13 protein-coding genes are annotated in these 16,369 nt (G+C 60.2%); 5 read left to right on the top strand and 8 right to left on the bottom strand.

The genetic code is table 11. The features are described from left to right. Positions 1–36: 36 nt before the first annotated feature. From GTA51_RS03790 to rimO, 4 genes are all read right to left on the bottom strand, one after another. Positions 37–915 (bottom strand): fumarylacetoacetate hydrolase family protein, encoded by an 879-nt coding sequence (locus GTA51_RS03790; RefSeq protein WP_160958829.1) that lies wholly within the window; start codon positions 913–915, stop codon positions 37–39. A 231-nt stretch (positions 916–1,146) separates the two neighbouring features. Further along, the gene (gene sppA, locus GTA51_RS03785) at positions 1,147–2,043 is read right to left on the bottom strand and encodes a signal peptide peptidase SppA (RefSeq protein ID WP_246197954.1); all 897 of its coding nucleotides are present in this window, start codon (positions 2,041–2,043) and stop codon (positions 1,147–1,149) included. Between the two features lie 28 nt (positions 2,044–2,071). Further along, positions 2,072–3,802, bottom strand: a complete 1,731-nt coding sequence (locus GTA51_RS03780) for a 30S ribosomal protein S1 (RefSeq protein ID WP_043637767.1) — start codon at positions 3,800–3,802, stop codon at positions 2,072–2,074. A gap of 112 nt (positions 3,803–3,914) precedes the next feature. After that, positions 3,915–5,213, bottom strand: coding sequence for a 30S ribosomal protein S12 methylthiotransferase RimO (gene rimO / locus GTA51_RS03775; RefSeq protein ID WP_160958825.1), 1,299 nt, complete (start codon positions 5,211–5,213; stop codon positions 3,915–3,917). 126 nt (positions 5,214–5,339) lie between these two features. Here rimO and GTA51_RS03770 point away from each other — a divergent pair, with 126 nt between their 5' ends. Both GTA51_RS03770 and GTA51_RS03765 read left to right on the top strand, forming a co-directional pair. Continuing rightward, the gene (locus tag GTA51_RS03770) at positions 5,340–5,957 is read left to right on the top strand and encodes an XTP/dITP diphosphatase (RefSeq protein WP_160958824.1); all 618 of its coding nucleotides are present in this window, start codon (positions 5,340–5,342) and stop codon (positions 5,955–5,957) included. Positions 5,958–6,197: 240 nt separating this feature from the next. Next, positions 6,198–6,443, top strand: a complete 246-nt coding sequence (locus GTA51_RS03765; RefSeq protein ID WP_160958822.1) for a hypothetical protein — start codon at positions 6,198–6,200, stop codon at positions 6,441–6,443. A gap of 279 nt (positions 6,444–6,722) precedes the next feature. Here GTA51_RS03765 and pyrF read toward each other — a convergent pair whose 3' ends face one another. From pyrF to glmS, 3 genes are read right to left on the bottom strand one after another with little or no spacing between them, the layout of a single operon-like run. After that, positions 6,723–7,412, bottom strand: coding sequence for an orotidine-5'-phosphate decarboxylase (pyrF, locus tag GTA51_RS03760; RefSeq protein ID WP_160958821.1), 690 nt, complete (start codon positions 7,410–7,412; stop codon positions 6,723–6,725). A gap of 17 nt (positions 7,413–7,429) precedes the next feature. After that, on the bottom strand, positions 7,430–9,364 hold the full coding sequence (locus tag GTA51_RS03755; RefSeq protein WP_160958819.1) for an N-acetylmuramoyl-L-alanine amidase: 1,935 nt from the start codon (positions 9,362–9,364) through the stop codon (positions 7,430–7,432). A gap of 9 nt (positions 9,365–9,373) precedes the next feature. Then, complete coding sequence (glmS, locus tag GTA51_RS03750) at positions 9,374–11,197, bottom strand: glutamine--fructose-6-phosphate transaminase (isomerizing) (protein ID WP_160958818.1); 1,824 nt, start codon at positions 11,195–11,197, stop codon at positions 9,374–9,376. A gap of 628 nt (positions 11,198–11,825) precedes the next feature. On the opposite strand from glmS, the gene GTA51_RS03745 reads away from it, so the two are divergent. The 3 genes from GTA51_RS03745 (at position 11,826) to GTA51_RS03735 (ending at position 14,897) form a co-directional block, all read left to right on the top strand. Continuing rightward, positions 11,826–12,320: an AmiS/UreI family transporter gene (locus tag GTA51_RS03745; RefSeq protein ID WP_160958816.1), complete on the top strand. Its 495-nt coding sequence runs from the start codon at positions 11,826–11,828 to the stop codon at positions 12,318–12,320. A 120-nt stretch (positions 12,321–12,440) separates the two neighbouring features. Further along, entirely contained in the window at positions 12,441–13,937 is a 1,497-nt protein-coding gene (locus GTA51_RS03740) for an outer membrane homotrimeric porin (protein ID WP_160958815.1), read from the top strand. Positions 13,938–14,228: 291 nt separating this feature from the next. Then, complete coding sequence (locus GTA51_RS03735; RefSeq protein ID WP_160958813.1) at positions 14,229–14,897, top strand: class I SAM-dependent methyltransferase; 669 nt, start codon at positions 14,229–14,231, stop codon at positions 14,895–14,897. Between the two features lie 216 nt (positions 14,898–15,113). On the opposite strand, the gene GTA51_RS03730 is transcribed toward GTA51_RS03735, so the two are convergent. After that, on the bottom strand, positions 15,114–16,229 hold the full coding sequence (locus tag GTA51_RS03730) for a radical SAM/SPASM domain-containing protein (RefSeq protein ID WP_160958811.1): 1,116 nt from the start codon (positions 16,227–16,229) through the stop codon (positions 15,114–15,116). Positions 16,230–16,369 lie beyond the last annotated feature (140 nt).

Below are 16,369 nucleotides of genomic sequence, written 5' to 3'. Positions count from 1 at the left end.
GGCGAGTCACGCTACGGCGCTTTCGCCGGGGCAATGCTAGAAGGGCACAGGAGCGTCTGTCACGGGATTTCGCAGCACACCGTAGCCTTCCAGCTCAATCTCGCAGACATCGCCGGGTTTGAGGTAATACGGCGGTTTTTGGGCAAAGCCGACCCCGGACGGGGTGCCGGTGACGATGACGTCTCCCGGATGCAGCGTCATGGCCTCAGACAGGCTGGCAATGAGCGTGGCCACGCCAAAGAGCATTTCCGAGGTGGTGGCCTCCTGCATCACCCGGCCGTTGACCCGGGTGGCCAGGAAAAGGCCCTTGGCCCCGGGCGGCAGCTCATCCGGGGTACACAGTTCCGGCCCAAAGGCACCAGTTGCGTCGAAATTCTTGCCCAAAAACCACTGGGACGTGCGGAACTGGTAATCGCGCACCGAGCCTTCATTAAAAAGCGCATAGCCGCCCACATGGCCAAGGGCCTTTCCGGGGTCGATCATGCGCCCGGACTTGCCGATGACCACGGCCACTTCGCCCTCAAAATCGAGCTTGGTAGAAACCGACGGACGCAGCAGCGGCTCATTGTGGGCCACCAGGGTTGAGGCCAAACGACCGAAAAACGTCGGATAGTCCGGCAGATTGCGAGGATCTATTTCCACGGCGTGATCCACGTAGTTAAGACCCACGCAGATGATTTTCCCAGGATGTGGCACCGGCGGCAACAGACGCACGGCAGAAAAGCGCATCTGGGACTCGGCCGGGGCTGTGCGCAGCGCTGCTGCCACTGCGGCCAGGGCGTCTTCGCCACCGGCTAAAAACGAGGCCATGTCACGGGGCAGGCGCGGGTTGACGGCGTGCAGATCGACCAGGACATCGCCCAGGCGAACCCCCAGGCGGGGACCGTCGCTGTGCAGGAAGGAAACGAGCCGCATGGGAACTCCTCGCATATCGATAGGAGCGACAATAGAAGGAGCGGCAACAGGGGTCAAGATTTGCCCTGAAGCAAACCATTACGGTTGTATCATGTCGGTGGGTGGCGGCGCTCAAAGGGCTGGGAACGGACCGGGCGGCTCGCGCCGGAAATACGCCGGAGAGCCTGGGGAGCGAGGGTTGAAAAACGTAACGCGCGCCCCAGGCTAGGCACGGGGAGTCGGGCAGCCGGACTAACGACTGGCCGGCAGGGGCATCTGCCCTTCGAGCACGTCGGCCAGAGCTGACAGCGCGGCAGCACCTCTGGCATCGGGAAGGTGCAGGGCGGAAGAAATTTTCTCGAAAAAGCTGTTCTTTTTCTTGGGGCCTTTCAAAAGTGGCACTTCACCCGTCAGTCCCATCTTGGTTTTGACGTAAGCAACGGCCTCTTCCTGCCCACCAAGTTCGTCCACCAGTCCCAGCGCCCTGGCCCGGGCACCGGTCATGGCCCGGCCGTCGGCAATGAGCGTCACGGCCTCTTTGCTGAGTTTGCGCTCGGTGGCCACGTCGCCGGAAAACTGGGCATTGAGATCGGCAATGAGCCCTTCCAGATAGGCGCGCTGGTCATCGGTGAGCGCCTTAAAGGGGCTGCCAGCGTCTTTAAGCTTGCCAGTGGTCAGCGACTCGAAATTAACGCCAAGTTTTTGCAGCAATTCCTTGGCATTGGCCAACTGGGTGATGACCCCGATGCTGCCGGTGATGGTACCGGGATTGGAAAAAATGCGGTTGGCACCGCAGGCGGCGTAGTAGCCTCCGGAGGCGGCCACAGCGGAAAAAGAAGCGACAACCAATTTCTTGGCCGCCAGTTTCTTAACAGCCATGTACATCTCCTGGGACGGCCCAAAGGCCCCGCCCGGAGAATTGATGCGCACGATGACACCCTTGACGGTGTCGTCCTCGCGCAGTTTGCGAATGAAAGCCACCACCTCGTCGGCATCGACAATGGGGCCTTCGATGCGCACCACGCCGATACGAGCCTCGCTTTTTCCAAAAAGCGACTCGCCTTCCTCGGAATGGCCAAAGACGCCAAAAGCGGCCGCAATCCCGGAAACCAGGATCACGGCCGCCAGCGCGATCAGGCACCCGAACAAAGCCGGGTGCCTGACTGAGAATGGCGATTTAACGCTGGGCATCCTCTTCCAACTTCTGACGCAGCAGTTCGCCCAGGTTGCTTCCGGTGTCGGAAGGACCGGCGGTGCGGAACTCCTTGGCCTTTTTCTTGTCTTCTTCGTCCTTGATGGACTTGATGGACAGGCCCAGGCGGCGTTCGTCAGCCGAAACGTGGATGACCTTGGCTTCGATCTCGTCGCCTTCCTTGTACAGTTCCGCCGGGGTCTTAACCTTCTTGCGGCTGATCTCGGAGACGTGCACGAGTCCTTCGATGCCTTCCTCGACCTCAACAAACAGGCCGAAGTCGGTGATGTTGGTCACCGTGCCCTTGACCATGGCGCCGACCGGGTAGGTATCGGGCACGCGGGTCCAGGGATCTTCGGAAAGCTGCTTGATGCCAAGGGTGAACTTCTCATTTTCCTTATCGACGGTGAGCACCTTGGCCATGACGATATCGCCGCTCTTAAACATCTCGCCCGGGTGGCGGACCTTTTTGGTCCAGGAGATGTCGGAAACGTGGATCAGGCCGTCAATGCCGTCCTCAATGCCGATAAAGATGCCGAATTCGGTGATATTTTTCACCGAACCCTCAAGGATCGTGCCCTCGGGGTACTTCTCGGCCACGATGTCCCAGGGGTTGGGGCGCACCTGCTTCATGCCAAGGGAAATGCGCTTCTTGTCCGGGTCAACGGACAGGACCACCACTTCGACCTCGTCGCCGACGTGGACCATCTGGCTCGGGTGGCGCAGCTTGCGGGTCCAGGACATCTCGGAGATGTGGACCAGCCCTTCAACGCCGGGCTCGAGCTCGACGAACGCGCCGTAATCGACCAGATTGGTGACCTTGCCGGACAGGCGGGTGCCTTCGGGATATTTGCCGGCGATGTTTTCCCAGGGGTCAGCAACGAGCTGCTTCATGCCCAGCGACACCTTCTGCTTGTCCTGGTCGAAGGAAAGAACCTTCAATTCCAGTTCGTCGCCAAGGTGCACCAACTCTTTGGGATGCTTGATGCGCTTCCACGACATGTCGGTGATGTGCATGAGGCCGTCGAGGCCGCCGAGGTCAACGAAAACGCCGTACTCGGTGATGTTTTTGACCCGACCGGTGACGGTCTGGCCCTCTTCGAGGGTCTTGAGGAGGTCTTTGCGCATGGAATCCCGGCGCTCTTCCAAGAGCACGCGACGGGAAACGATGACGTTGCTGCGGCGGCGGTTGATCTTTAAAACGCGGAATTCGAATTCCTGGCCGACCAGGGCATCCATGTCGGGCACGGGCCGCAGATCGACATGGGAGCCGGGAAGGAAGGCTTCGACGCCGCCGAGATCGACCGTGTAGCCGCCTTTGATGCGACGCACGATCTTACCGCTGATGACGTCATCTTTTTCCTGGATTTCCTCGAGCTTATCAAAAAGCTGCATCCGCTTGGCCCGCTCGCGGGACATGATGATGGTGCCTTCGGATTCGTTCTTGGAGACGACGTAGACGTCGATCTGATCGCCGACTTTGACTTCCATTTCGCCCAAGGCGTCCAGGAATTCGCTGACGGGGATCTGTCCTTCGGACTTGAAGTTGACGTCCACCAGGACGTGCTCCTTGCCGATGCGGACGACGACGCCCGGGGTTATGGAGCCTTCTTCCAGGTCGCCGAAATCCTCATTGAGGTAATTTTCCAGCGCGTCCTCGAAGTTGACTTCCATATCCATGTTAGAATTGTTCTGCATTTCCTGAGTTTTGTCCATGAGTTGACCTCCAACGCGATCTATCCCTCTGAAAAGGATTTGTGCTAATAGCAGAAACCCCTCGAACACACAACCCAAAAGGGGGCGGCTTCAAAGACCCCTGCGGCCCGGCTCAGGCCAAGGCCACCAAATCATACTCTTTCGACTCCTCAACCGTCGCCGTCACCATGGCCCCGGGTACTACCCCCGGGCCGCTGACATAGGTCACGCCGTCGATCTCCGGGGCCTGAAACCAGGTGCGGCCCACATGCAGGCCCGGCCACTCCGCATGGACGCCGTCCACCAGCACTTCCATGTCCTGTCCAACGTAACCTTCCAAGATATCAGCACTGATTTCGCGTTGGGCGGTCATGATCGCCTCCACCCGCCGGGCCTTGACGTCGCGGCGCACCTGGCCGGGCATGGTCGCTGCCGGCGTGCCGTCCTCGGCGTGGTAGGGAAACACGCCCACGTGATGGAGCTTGGTTTCCTTGACGAAATCGAGCAGTGCGCCAAAATGTTCCTTTTTCTCGCCCGGCAGGCCCACAATGAAGGTCGAACGCAGGGCTGCGGCCGGGAAATGCCGGCGCACCCGCTCCACAATGACCTCGGCGGCGGCAGCCTTGGGCCGGGCCATGGCGGCCAGCATGTCCGGGTGCACATGCTGGAAGGGAATATCGAAATAGGGCACGAACGGCCGCCCGGCCCCGGCCAGATACGCCAGCAGACTCTCGGTCACCCCGGACGGATAGAGGTAGAGCAGGCGCAGCCACTTAAGGCCCGAAAGCGGCAACAGCTTGTCGAGCAGTTCCTTGAGGCCATCCTTTAGGCCCAGATCGCGGCCATAGGCCGTCACATCCTGGGCCACCACCACAATTTCCGACGCGCCCTTTTCCAGGAGCCGCTTGGACTCGGCGACCAAGGCGTCCATGGGCCGGCTGACCAGCGCGCCCCGGATCGACGGGATGGTGCAGTAGCGGCAGGCGTGGTCGCAGCCCTCGGCAATTTTTAAATAGGCATACGACGGCGGCGTGCTGGCCAGGCGTCCTGTGGGCGCGGCCGACTCCGCATCCAGGGCCCGGGCCAGCCGGCCGGGGAGCAGATCAAGTTCCGACGGCAGGCCCCAGACATCCACCTCGGGCAAACCGTCGCGCAACTCCTGGCCAAAACGCGCCGGCAGGCAGCCAAGCACGGCCAGCACCGGACGCGGGGAAAGTTCGCGAATACCGGCCGCTGCTTCGAGGATGGCCGCGACGGATTCTTCCACGGCCGGGGCGATAAACGAGCAGGTGTTAATAACGACCAGATCGGCCGTTTCCGGGCTTTCGGCCGGGGTCGTGGCAAAGGGCAGGCCGCCCAGCACCGCTTCGGTGTCCACCCGGTTTTTGGGGCAGCCAAGGCTTATGGCGTGGACGCGATAGATCTTTGACATGGGTTTCGTTCCATCCTTGCAGGCGGTGTGTCGCCGGGCTACCATGACAAGGCCCGGATGGCAAAAGCGGTCCTGCCGGGGGGACCGCCGCTCGCCGCCGCAGGCCGGACAATCCAAGGAGTATCGATGGACGCCACGTCGTCACAGGCCGCCACCGTTGTGCTGGCCACCCGCAATGCCGGGAAAATAAAGGAATTAAACGCCCTGCTCGCCGGGCTTGGCGTGACCGTTATCGGGCTGGCCGATTTCCCGGCCATCGGCGAAATCGCCGAAACCGGCGAGACCTTTTTCGAAAACGCCCGCATAAAGGCCTTGGCCGTGTGCCAGGCCACAGGGCTTATCAGTCTGGCCGACGATTCAGGGCTGTGCGTGGACGCCCTGTCCGGCGCACCCGGGGTGCGCTCGGCCCGCTACGCCGGCGAGGACGCGTCTGATGCCGCCAATAACGCCAAGTTGCTCGCCGCCTTGCAGCATGTGCCCGAGGCGGACCGAACCTGCCGGTTCGTCTCTGTGGTGGTGGCAGCCGCTCCCGACGGCCGGGAACTGACGGCCGAAGGAACCTGGGAAGGCCGCGTGGCGACCGCCCCGGCCGGCGAAGGTGGCTTCGGTTACGATCCGCTCTTTTTCGACCCCACCGCCGGCAAAACAGCGGCGCAACTAACGGCCGCCGAAAAAAACGCCCGCAGCCACCGCGGCAAAGCGCTCGCCGCGCTGTTGGCGCAATGGGGCGCGTGGGCGCGCTAATAACGAAAGAGTGCCTCCGGCGGCCGGGGGGGATCATCCCCCCCGGACCCCCTGAAAGGGAGAGGGTTATTAAGGGGTTCTGGGCGTTGGCTGGCAATCTGGCCGTGAAGACCGGGACAGACGTAGTGGGCGCGTGACGGGAAGCGCCGCAGCGCTGGCGGCCAAAGGGACTACAACCCGTTAGCCATCACACGATGATGCCTCGACAGGAATGCAGGCCGCTGCCTGCGGGAGGGTGTCATGACGAAGTCCTATCTGCTGTACAAGTGCGGGGCCGCATCCCGTACGCCGCTGGTCGTTTTCAGCGCCGACAACGTGGACGAAGCCCGCGAGGCCCCGACGTGGTTGAAACGCAAACACCCGGACATGCCGGGGCTGCTTCTCGAACCAGGGGAGTTTTTCGAGATCATCGAGAAGGACGTCTGCGATCCCAGGGAGTGGGAGGCGGCGGTGGCGGTTATCGGGGTGACGACGCCAGCGGAGTGAGCGGACCGACGCAGTCGGGGGCTGTGCCTGGGGAACATCTCAGGCGGCCAAAGGGGTTGGCCCTTTGGATACCCTTTCGTATTCTCAAAGGCTAAACCAGCCGTCTTCCCGCAATCCCAGCCTGCACATTTTATCGCAACAGCCCCACTCCGCTGCACCATCTTCCACTTTGCGCATCCCCCTCCACCACCCTTTTGAAAAAGTTTTTGGGGAGAGAGAGGGGGGTGCGGGGGGAGAGGGAACCCCTTTTTTCAAAAAGGGGGTCCCTCTCCCCCCGCATTATCCGATCTCATCCAATATCTCGCGCGCAGCCGTCACCGGACTGGCCGCCTTGGTGATGGGGCGGCCGACGACAATGTAGTCGGCCCCGGCCTGGATGGCGGCATGGGGCGTGGCGGTGCGGGTCTGGTCGTCGCGGGCGCTGTCCAGCGGCCGGATGCCGGGGGTGACGATCAGCGGCTTGGAGCCGACTTTCTTGCGCAAAAGGGCCGTTTCCAGGGGCGAGCAGACGATGCCGTCGGCGCCGGCGGCCAGCGACGTCTCGGCCCGAAGCTGCACCAGTTCGGCCAGGGTGCCGGCAAAGCCTGACTGGGCCAGCTCCTCGTGGCCCAGGCTGGTCAGCACCGTGACGGCCAAAATCTTTGTCCGGCCTTTGGCTTTGGCGGCGGCGGCCACCACCTGCGGGTACCCGTGGACCGTGGCCAGGGCGATGTCGTGGTTGGCGAGCTGGGCCGTGGTCAGGGCCACGGTCTGGGGAATGTCGTGGAATTTGAGGTCGAGCATGACCTTATGGCCGCGCTTGGACAGGGCGTCGCACACGGCAAAGCCGGCTTCGAGAAACAGTTGCAGCCCGACTTTAAAGAAATCAATCTGCGGGGCCAGCGTATCGGCCAAAGCCAGGGCTTCGGCAGCGGTGGGGACGTCCAGGGCCACGATGAGGCGCTTTTGCGGCGTTTTTTGTGCTGGCATGGGGATTGTGTGGTTGGTTACAGATTGGCGTAGCGTTCAAGGCGCTTTTTATAGGCCACGACACCTTCGACCATGCCCTGGGCCAGGGCCTGCAGATAGGCGTCGGAGGCAAGCCGCCTGGCGTCTTCGGGATTGGTGATATAGCCCAATTCCACCAAAACGGCCGGCATGTCGGCCCCGATCAGCACAAAAAACGGCGCTTCGTGGGGGCCTCGGTCGCGGGTGGAATAGCTCTTGCGAATGCTGCTGATGGCCCGTTTCTGGACGTAGCCGGCCAGCTCTTTGGATTCGACGGTCTTGGCCGAGAGCATAAGATCCGTGAGGATCGCCTGCAGGTCGCTGATCTTTTTCTGGGAAGCGGCGTTTTCCCGGGCCGCCACCCGCACGGCGTCGCGCGAATTGGCCAGGTTAAGCGAATACGTCTCCAACCCCGAGGAACCGGCGTTGCCATGGGCGTTGCAGTGGACAGAGATAAACAAGTCCGCGCCCTTGGAATTGGCCATTTCCGTACGCGTTTCCAGAGGGATAAACGTGTCTGTCGTGCGCGTATAAAGGACGGTGAAGCCTTTTTTCTGGAGCGCTTCACCGAGCATGCGGCCGAAACGCAGGTTCACGTCCTTTTCCGTCAGGCCGTCTAAGCCGTGGGCACCAGGATCTTTGCCGCCGTGGCCGGGGTCAATAAGGACGGTGCGCACGGACAGGCCGAACTGCTCAATAAGATTGCCGACGTTTTTTTTGGCCGATGCCGACGGGCGCAGATTCGAGCCCGGAGTGGCCGGCAAGGGCGGCGGGGTGGCCGGGGCCTTGACTTCCCGGGCCGGGATGTCTTTTTTGGCCGGCGCGGCCTCGGCGGTCTGGACCGGGGGAGCGGCCTTGTCCGCGCCGATGTCCAAGACGACCCGGAAGGGGTTGGCCTCGGAGCGGATGTCGTAGTGGCCAAGGCTTTCCAGTTCCAGCACCACACGCACGGTTTCCGGGGTGAAATAGCCGGCCCGGACCCGGGACACCGGCCCCTTGGTGAAACGCTGCTCAGTGGCTGTTTTCGAGCCGGTGCGCGTGTTGTCGAGGTCGATGTAGAGGCGTTTGACCGGTTCGCCGCCCGGGCGCTTCTGCTCGAGAATCTGGTAGCGGTAGGTGGTTTCGCGCGTGAGAGCCAAGGTCAGCCGGCTGCCGGCAGCGGTGTGCTCCACAGCCGTGCGCGACAGGGTGGCCGGCCGGGCCGAGGTGGCCAGGGCCGCGCCAGTGGCCGGGGCGGATTTGGCCGGACCGGCCGCGGCCATCTCCGGGGAAGCCGCTTTGGCGGTGTCGGGAGCGGCGGCCTTGGCTGATTCGGGAGAAGCCGCCCTGCCCGCCTCCGGGGAGGACGCCTTGGCCGTTTCGGTTGCGCCAGCTTTGGCCGTTTCGGCCGCAGCCGGTCTGGCCGGGGGCGTGTCGGCAAAGGCGGCCAGGAATTTTTTGGCCTGGGCGGCCATGTCTCCCTTGCGGTACTGGCGCAGGATGGTTTCGAGGTCGGCCCTGGCCTCAGCCGGTCGCTTGAGGTTTTCAGCCAGAATAACCGCCCGGCGCAACAGCGCGTCGTCGGCCCAGGCATGGGTGGGAAAGGTTTGGGCCATCCGGCGATAGAGGGCGGCGGCGGCCTCGTAGTCGGCGTCCAGGGCAGAGCGCCGGGCCAGTTCGGCAGCGGTCCAGGCCTGGTAATACAGCGCCTTGGCCGCCAGCGACGTGTTGCCGGCAGCCTTGGATAGGGCAGCAAAGTCCTCGTCGAGTCCTTTCCACAAATCGCGCCGGCCAACCGAGGCCGGATCTTTGCGCAGGGCGTCGAACCGGCCGACATCCTTGTCAAAGGCTTGCGGCGAGGCCTCGGCCCAAACCGTCCCCGCCGTTACGACCAGGGCCAGGGCGACGCACAGCAGCACCGCCCCGACCCGTTTGACTGCGGCAAATCCCCTCACACCGGCCGCCTACTCGACGGTAACACTTTTGGCCAGATTACGCGGCTGGTCCACGTCCTTGCCCAGGTAGTCGGCCATCTCGTAGGCGAAAAGCTGAAGCGCCGGCAGCATGAAGAAGGTGGACAGCGGACCCCAGCCGGCCGGAACCTCCCAGGGATGGTCCACGTCAAGATCGGCTCCGGGGTTGGTCAGCGCAATGACCTTGCCGCCCCGGGCCTGGACTTCCTGGAGGTTGGACTTGACCTTGGGATACAGCCCATCCAGCGGCGCCAGGGCAAAGGTGGGGAATTTGGGATCAATAAGGGCTATGGGACCGTGCTTCATCTCGCCGGCAGCGTAGCCTTCGGCGTGGATGTAGGAGATTTCCTTGAGCTTAAGCGCCCCCTCAAGGGCCAAGGGGTAGCACAACCCCCGGCCGAGATAGAGGAAACTGTGCGCCTCGGCATAGACGCGGCACAGTTCCCGGGCGCGCTGGCGCATACCCGGCAAGGCGGCGTCCAGCTCGGCCGGCAGGGCTTCCAGGGCCGGCAGGCAGCGCGTGGCCACCTCCGCCGGCAGCACGCCGCGCTTGCGGCCAAAGGCCATGGCCATAAGCGTTAAAAGCGTGAGTTGGGAGCACATGGCCTTGGTGGAGGCCACGGAGATTTCCGGTCCGGCCTGGGTGTAGAGCACCACGTCGGCCTCGCGGGCCACGGTCGAACCGACCACGTTGCAAAGACCGATGACCTTGGCCCCCCGGGCCTTGGCCAAATGGATGCCGGCCAGGGTGTCGGCTGTCTCGCCGGACTGGCTGATGGCCACCACGGTGTCGCCGGGACCGAGGATGGGGTCGCGGTAACGCAGCTCGGAGGCGATTTCCACCCGGGTGGGGATGCCGGCCCACTGTTCCATCAGATACATGCCCCACAACCCGGCATGGTAGGACGTGCCGCAGGCCACGATGAAAAGCCGTTCCGGGGCCGGCAAATCTTCCAACTCCGGCAGCACGGCCTGCCCCGTGGTCCGGTCCAGTCGGCCGGTCAGACAGTCGGCAATGACGCGCGGCTGCTCAAAGATCTCCTTGAGCATGAAATGCTTGTAGCCGCCCTTCTGGGCGGCGGCCACGTCCCAGGAAATATGGCGGACTTCTTTCGCAACAGGAGCCAGGGTGACGGCGTCCATGACCTGCCAGGAACCGGCGTCGATGCGCACCATCTCGCCGTCGTCGAGAAAGACCACTTCCCGGGTGTAGGGCAAAAAAGCCGGAATGTCGGACGCCAGAAAATTTTCGCCCACGCCCACGCCCAGGACCAGGGGCGAATGCTTGCGCGCGGCGTAGAGCATGCCCGGATTGTCGCGGCTGACCACCACAATGGCATACGAGCCCTCGACCCGGGACAGGGCCTTGGACACGGCTTCGGCCAAAGAGCCTTTTTCCTTTAAATACAGGCCCACCAGTTGGGCCAGCACCTCGGTGTCGGTCTCTGAGACGCAGCGAATGCCGGCTGCGGCCAGCTCTTTTTTAAGCTCCTGGTAATTCTCGATAATGCCGTTGTGGACCAAGGCGATGGCCCGGGCGGCGTCCAGATGCGGGTGGGCATTTTTCTCGGTGGGCAGGCCGTGGGTGGCCCAGCGGGTGTGACCGACGCCGGAGGTGGCCAGATAAATGTTCTGCGCGGCGAGTTTGGCTTCCAGATTGCCGAGCTTGCCCTCGGCCTTGACCGAAACGAGTTCCCTGCCCTGGAGAAAGGCCACGCCAGCCGAATCATAGCCCCGGTATTCCAGGCGCTTGAGGCCTTCTATAATAACCGGAACCGCCGGCCGATGTCCGCAATACCCGATGATGCCGCACATAGTTTTACACTCCTGGCGCGCCGCAGGCGCAGGCCGCTTCTTGGCTGGGCGAACAGGCCGGCCGTTGTGGCCGGGGGTCAAATACTCGCCGTACTCGTGCGCTATTTAGCCCGGCTTGGCATGTGATGCAACCAGGCGGGGCCGGGTTTTGCCGACAGCCATTTTGCAGGGTACTTTTGACCCGCTACCATTTGCCGTAAAATTTTGACCCACTCAGGCGTCCGGTCCGGTCAAAAAGTTACATTTGCCACAATACGCTGATATCATGGATTTAAATGAAGACAGCCAGCCCTTTGCGACGGGGCACCGCAGACGGAAGTGTGTGCAGGAGTCCCACGACCCTGCCCAAAGCATCCCAACGAATCTTTAACATGTCAATATTATGAAACTTTTTTTAAGGGCCGATACTTGCTTAGGGGGGCGCAACCCAATCGAGCGAAAAGACAGTTGGTTTTTTCGGTTGCGCCGGCCTGGGCCAGCGGACGTCTCCGCCCCGGCCGTCGCATTTGGGGGACGAGTGCGCGTTTCGCCTCCTCTGGACCCGGACGGCGCGACGCCTTGGCGTAAACGCAGACGCTTGGCAGGAGGTTTTCCAGAGCGGATTAACCAGAAACGGTGGGGGGAAACGATGACGCTGGCTATTTTGATTGCCATTTCCTTGATGTGGCTGCCCGTGGCCTTGCTCTTTCTCGGCTACGGCGAAGCGAAAGGCACGGGGGCCATCTGCGCCTTCGTCGGCATTTGCGTCGTTCTCGGCGCTTTCATCAATGTCATTCAGGGCGACGCCTTCACTGCAGGCCTGCTGTTTGCCCACGGACTGCTCTACTGCACCGTGGCTTTTGCGCTGCTGGCCGGTTTGGAGAGTATGCACTCCGTCGGCAACGTCAGTCTGACCGTCGCCATCGTATCCTTCATCTATATGATGATGTATTACCATGTGAAGGGCAGCAACTATTTCACCCTGGCCTGCGCCGGCTATACCGTGCTGACTCTGGAAGTGTGGCTCAACGCCTACGGGAAGCTTTCCGGGAAAATTCTTGCATGGTCGCTCATCATCTGGGTGCCCATCGGGCTTTACATTCCGGCGTTTTTATTGCTTGCTGGAAAGCCACTGCCTTTTTAAACGATGCGTAGCCCTCGGCCCGGAACCGTGCAGCGGTCCGGGCCAGTCGAATATTTCTGCGTCGGTTGATTTTATCGTTTGCCAAGAGGGGATTACACGTCATTTTCGGAGGAGGGACTCATGAAACGTCTGATGCTTTTGATCGTTGCGGCCGCCCTGGTGATGACGGCCGCATTCCGCGCCGAGGCAGCCACCGAGGTGCGGATGACGGGCGATGCGCTGGTGTACGGCAACTTTTTCGCCAACCGCAACTTCACCGGCTGGAACAGCTCCAAATGGCTCAATGAGGCTGGCACGATCCAGCGGGCCGGCACCAGGACCGAAGACCGTTTTGAAATCTGGGAACGCTTTCGCCTGCGTTCCGATTTTATCGCCAATGAAGCCGTGAAATTCCGTCTGGGCATCAAGGTCGAAGACACCTGGGGCCACGGCACGTTGACCGCCGCCAACCCCACCGTGTCTGTCGAAGTCTATCAGGCCTATCTCGCTTTCAAATGGCCCGGCTGCGACATCTCCATCAGCGCCGGTCTCCAGCCGGCCTCCATTCCGCAAAGCTCCTTTTTCGCCGGCAGCATCATTTTCGACGAAGACGTGGCCTCGCTGGTCATTTCCGCGCCGCTTATCGAGAATCATCTGAGCTTGGTGCTGGCCTACGTGCGCACCATCTCCAGCGACCGCACCTACGCCCCCACCACCACCGCCGTGTACTCCAACGAAGAGGGCTACATGCTGGCCCTGCCCATCACCGTGGAAGGCTTCAAAGCCACCCCGTGGGCTCTCTTCGGCGTCGGCGGCAAGGGCGGCCACTACCTGGAAGGAGCCGGCTGGGCCGAAGGCCTCGTCTCTGCCGGCCTGTTCGCCGCTTCTCCGGTCGGTTGGAAAAACAACTTCATCACCGCGCTGTGGGCCGGTACCACCCTGGAAGTCACGGCGCTTGATCCGTTCAAGTTCTACGGCGACGTGATCTGGGGCCAGCACGGCATGAACGAGTACGACAAGAACCGGCGCAACGGCTGGTTCATCGACGCCGCCGCCGAGTACACCGGCTTCACCATGCTGACTCCCCAGGCCTTCGGCTTCTGGTCCACCGGTGAAGACAGCTCCACCCGCAACGGTTCCGAGCGCATGCCCAACTTCTTCCCCGGCTCCGGCCGCGGCGGCGAGCACAACGGCGGCACCCAGTCCTGGAACGCCGGCAACAGCTTCCTGTTCGACGGTGGCCAGGAACTGGTCAAAGGCTCCAACATGGGCATCTCGCCCGTGGGTGCCTGGGGCTTTGGCGCATCGCTTAATAACGTGAGCTTCATTGAAAAGCTCAGCCAACGCCTGACCTTCGCCTATGTCCACGGCAACAACTCGTCCAAGGCCATCCGCTACGCCAACGACGTGCTCGGTTCCAACCCCATCTTCGTCATGGGCCGCGACCTGACGGCGGATGAATGGGTCATGGGACTGAACTTCGACAGCAAATACATGCTCTATGACAATCTGGCCTTGATCATGGAAACCGGCTGGGCCCATCCCAGCGCTTTCCAGCGCAGTGTCTGGGGCCGTCGCCTGGCCAACCAAGCCGAAGACGCCTGGAAGGTGTCGTTCGGCTTTAAGTACACCTTCTAGCAACCAACGCGATCCAACCGACGCCAAGCCGGAGTCCAGCCAGGGCTCCGGCTTTTTTTGCGGCCTGCAGGCCGGCGCATCCCTCCACGCGCACTTGCCTTCGTTGTCACTGCCGTTCGTTGCCACGCTCCTTCACGCCCCTTCACTTGACCCTCCTGCACTGCACTTGACAGATTTCACGAAAAAATGGAATCCAAAGCTCAGTATGCAGGCAACTTTCCGCTTTATGACCGGCAAGCAATTTGATGCTTGTTTTTTAGGCCCATATTCAAACAAAGAAGGAACACTCCAATGCCGCACCAGGGAGCATACAAAAACCCCATCTCGAAATATGTCCATGAATACATGTTTTGGAAAAAGCGTGGCGCTGACTATGGCTTCCTTGCCAATGATCATTACGAGGCTCTTTTTACGACACTTTTCAACCTAGACAGATCTTTCTACACAGGCAAGCGGCTGCTCGACATCGGTTGCGGCCCCTGCGGCTCCTTGGAATGGGCCGACAATACCACACAACGCGTCGGACTCGACCCCCTGGCCGAGGCCTACACGTTCCTTGGAACTGACAAGCACCGCATGGAGTATACTCCCGATTTTGTGGAACAAATCTCTTTTCCCAACGAGCATTTCGACATCGTGACGTCGATCAATTCCCTGGATCACGTGGACAATCTGGAAAAAGCCGTGGCCGAAATCGGGCGCGTCGTCGCGGTCGGCGGCCATGTCCTCATTGCCTGCGAGGTGAGTCCGACGCCGAAACCCTGCGAACCGACCCTGGTGTCCTGGGACCTCGCCGAAATCTTCGGCGCAGGCTGGGACGTGTTGGAAATGTCGCGCTACCGATTTATGGCAAGCGTGGCCACCTCCATACTTGGCAGACAAGCTCTGCCAGAGGACCAAATGCCACCAGACGCAGGAGCATTGCGCCTGCATCTGCAAAAAAAAGCCGCCTGCTGTTGAGCGCCACGGTGGCAGACACGTCTTTTCCACCGCACCAGACCGTCCGGCGGCTGGCGCAGCGTATCGAGAGGAAGACGATTGCAGGCTTGCCGGATGCCAGGCCGTCCTATCCGATGGACCTTGCGCATCTGGCAGATACGAAGACTGTTGCAGGGGGCAGTGCCCGAGGCACCGAAACCAGCGCTTCGGCTCATGAAACGTATCAGGCTTGTTGCATCAAATCCCGACAAGAGGCTTCGGGAAGGAGCACCAGGGAAGATCATCAACAATTCCATGGCTTGCAAGTATTGCAGCCACGAGGGCAGGATCTTTTACGGTGAGCAATGGCTTGATATTCTCTGACACGTTGCTGAGGCATTGGGCGCAAAAGGAATGCTTCGGTGCAAACATCCTAAAACTATTGCGAATTTCAGACATTTCCCTTCCAAGCCAAAAATCACGCAAATTTGACTTCAAATCTATGGCGCCTGCAACAACCTGGGCTGTTGGATCGCAACAACAAAAAGCCACCTCCCCATCTGCTTGAATTGACATCGTGGTGAAACACGAATCGCAGTATCCCCGGTTCTCATAAGATAGTGGCATTGAAGCAAACGCTTCATACGTATTTGGCATAATTTTAGTCGGTTCTACTTGGATTTTAGTGCATTGCGATTCAAAAAGTACGAGTGCCCTTCTTTGGCTAATATTATTGCGCCATTCGGAATCGTCGACAGACCCTGCAAGGCCAAGCTGTCTCAGGAGCTTCTGTGACTTTTGATATATTTGCCCAACTTCATAAATGCGTTTGTCATAGGCAAAAACACCCTTGAAAATGCTGTAGTCTGCGATCTGAAGCGTTATGAGTCCTGGAATAGTGTTGGCAATACGGTGCCGAACAAATTGAACAATTTTATTTTGGTACAAATCATAGGCTAGGGAACTCTGCCGAAATCTGTAGTCAGATTCATCGGCGCTGTAGCTTATGATCAAATTCATGGGAAGATCAAATACGTCTGCCGGAATTTTCATTGCATTTGTTGCCGAACTAAATACTTTTCCGTTTTCGTGGACATACCGAATCAGACGGCTTATCTTTGGATGCAAAAAAGGCTCATAAGTTTGACCAAATGAAAAATCCCAATTGTTTTCGATACACTGATCGACAATAGTCTTCGCAAAATCAAGATCTATATTAATCTTACTCTTTTGTGTATTCTTTGTTGAACAATACAAGCATGAAAAATTACAATAGTTTGTCGGCGCTATAAAAACAGATGGGCTCTTCAGGCACGTTTCAATCCGTTCTCTATAGCGCTCATCTTGAACCAATATTTTTTTTATATTATCCATTCATATCCTCTCCCATTACTGTCCGGCTAAGAAAAGGCTTGACGCCTGAAAGCGACAACTGGTGCAAGCTCATGATGCCTTTCCACTTAGGCGATCAATTTTGAAAAAATGGCATAAATTGCCATGACATCAAGTTCAAA

The organism is Solidesulfovibrio aerotolerans, from assembly GCF_009856865.1.
GTDB lineage: Bacteria > Desulfobacterota > Desulfovibrionia > Desulfovibrionales > Desulfovibrionaceae > Solidesulfovibrio > Solidesulfovibrio aerotolerans.
This window is presented reverse-complemented; position numbering and strand designations above follow the sequence as displayed.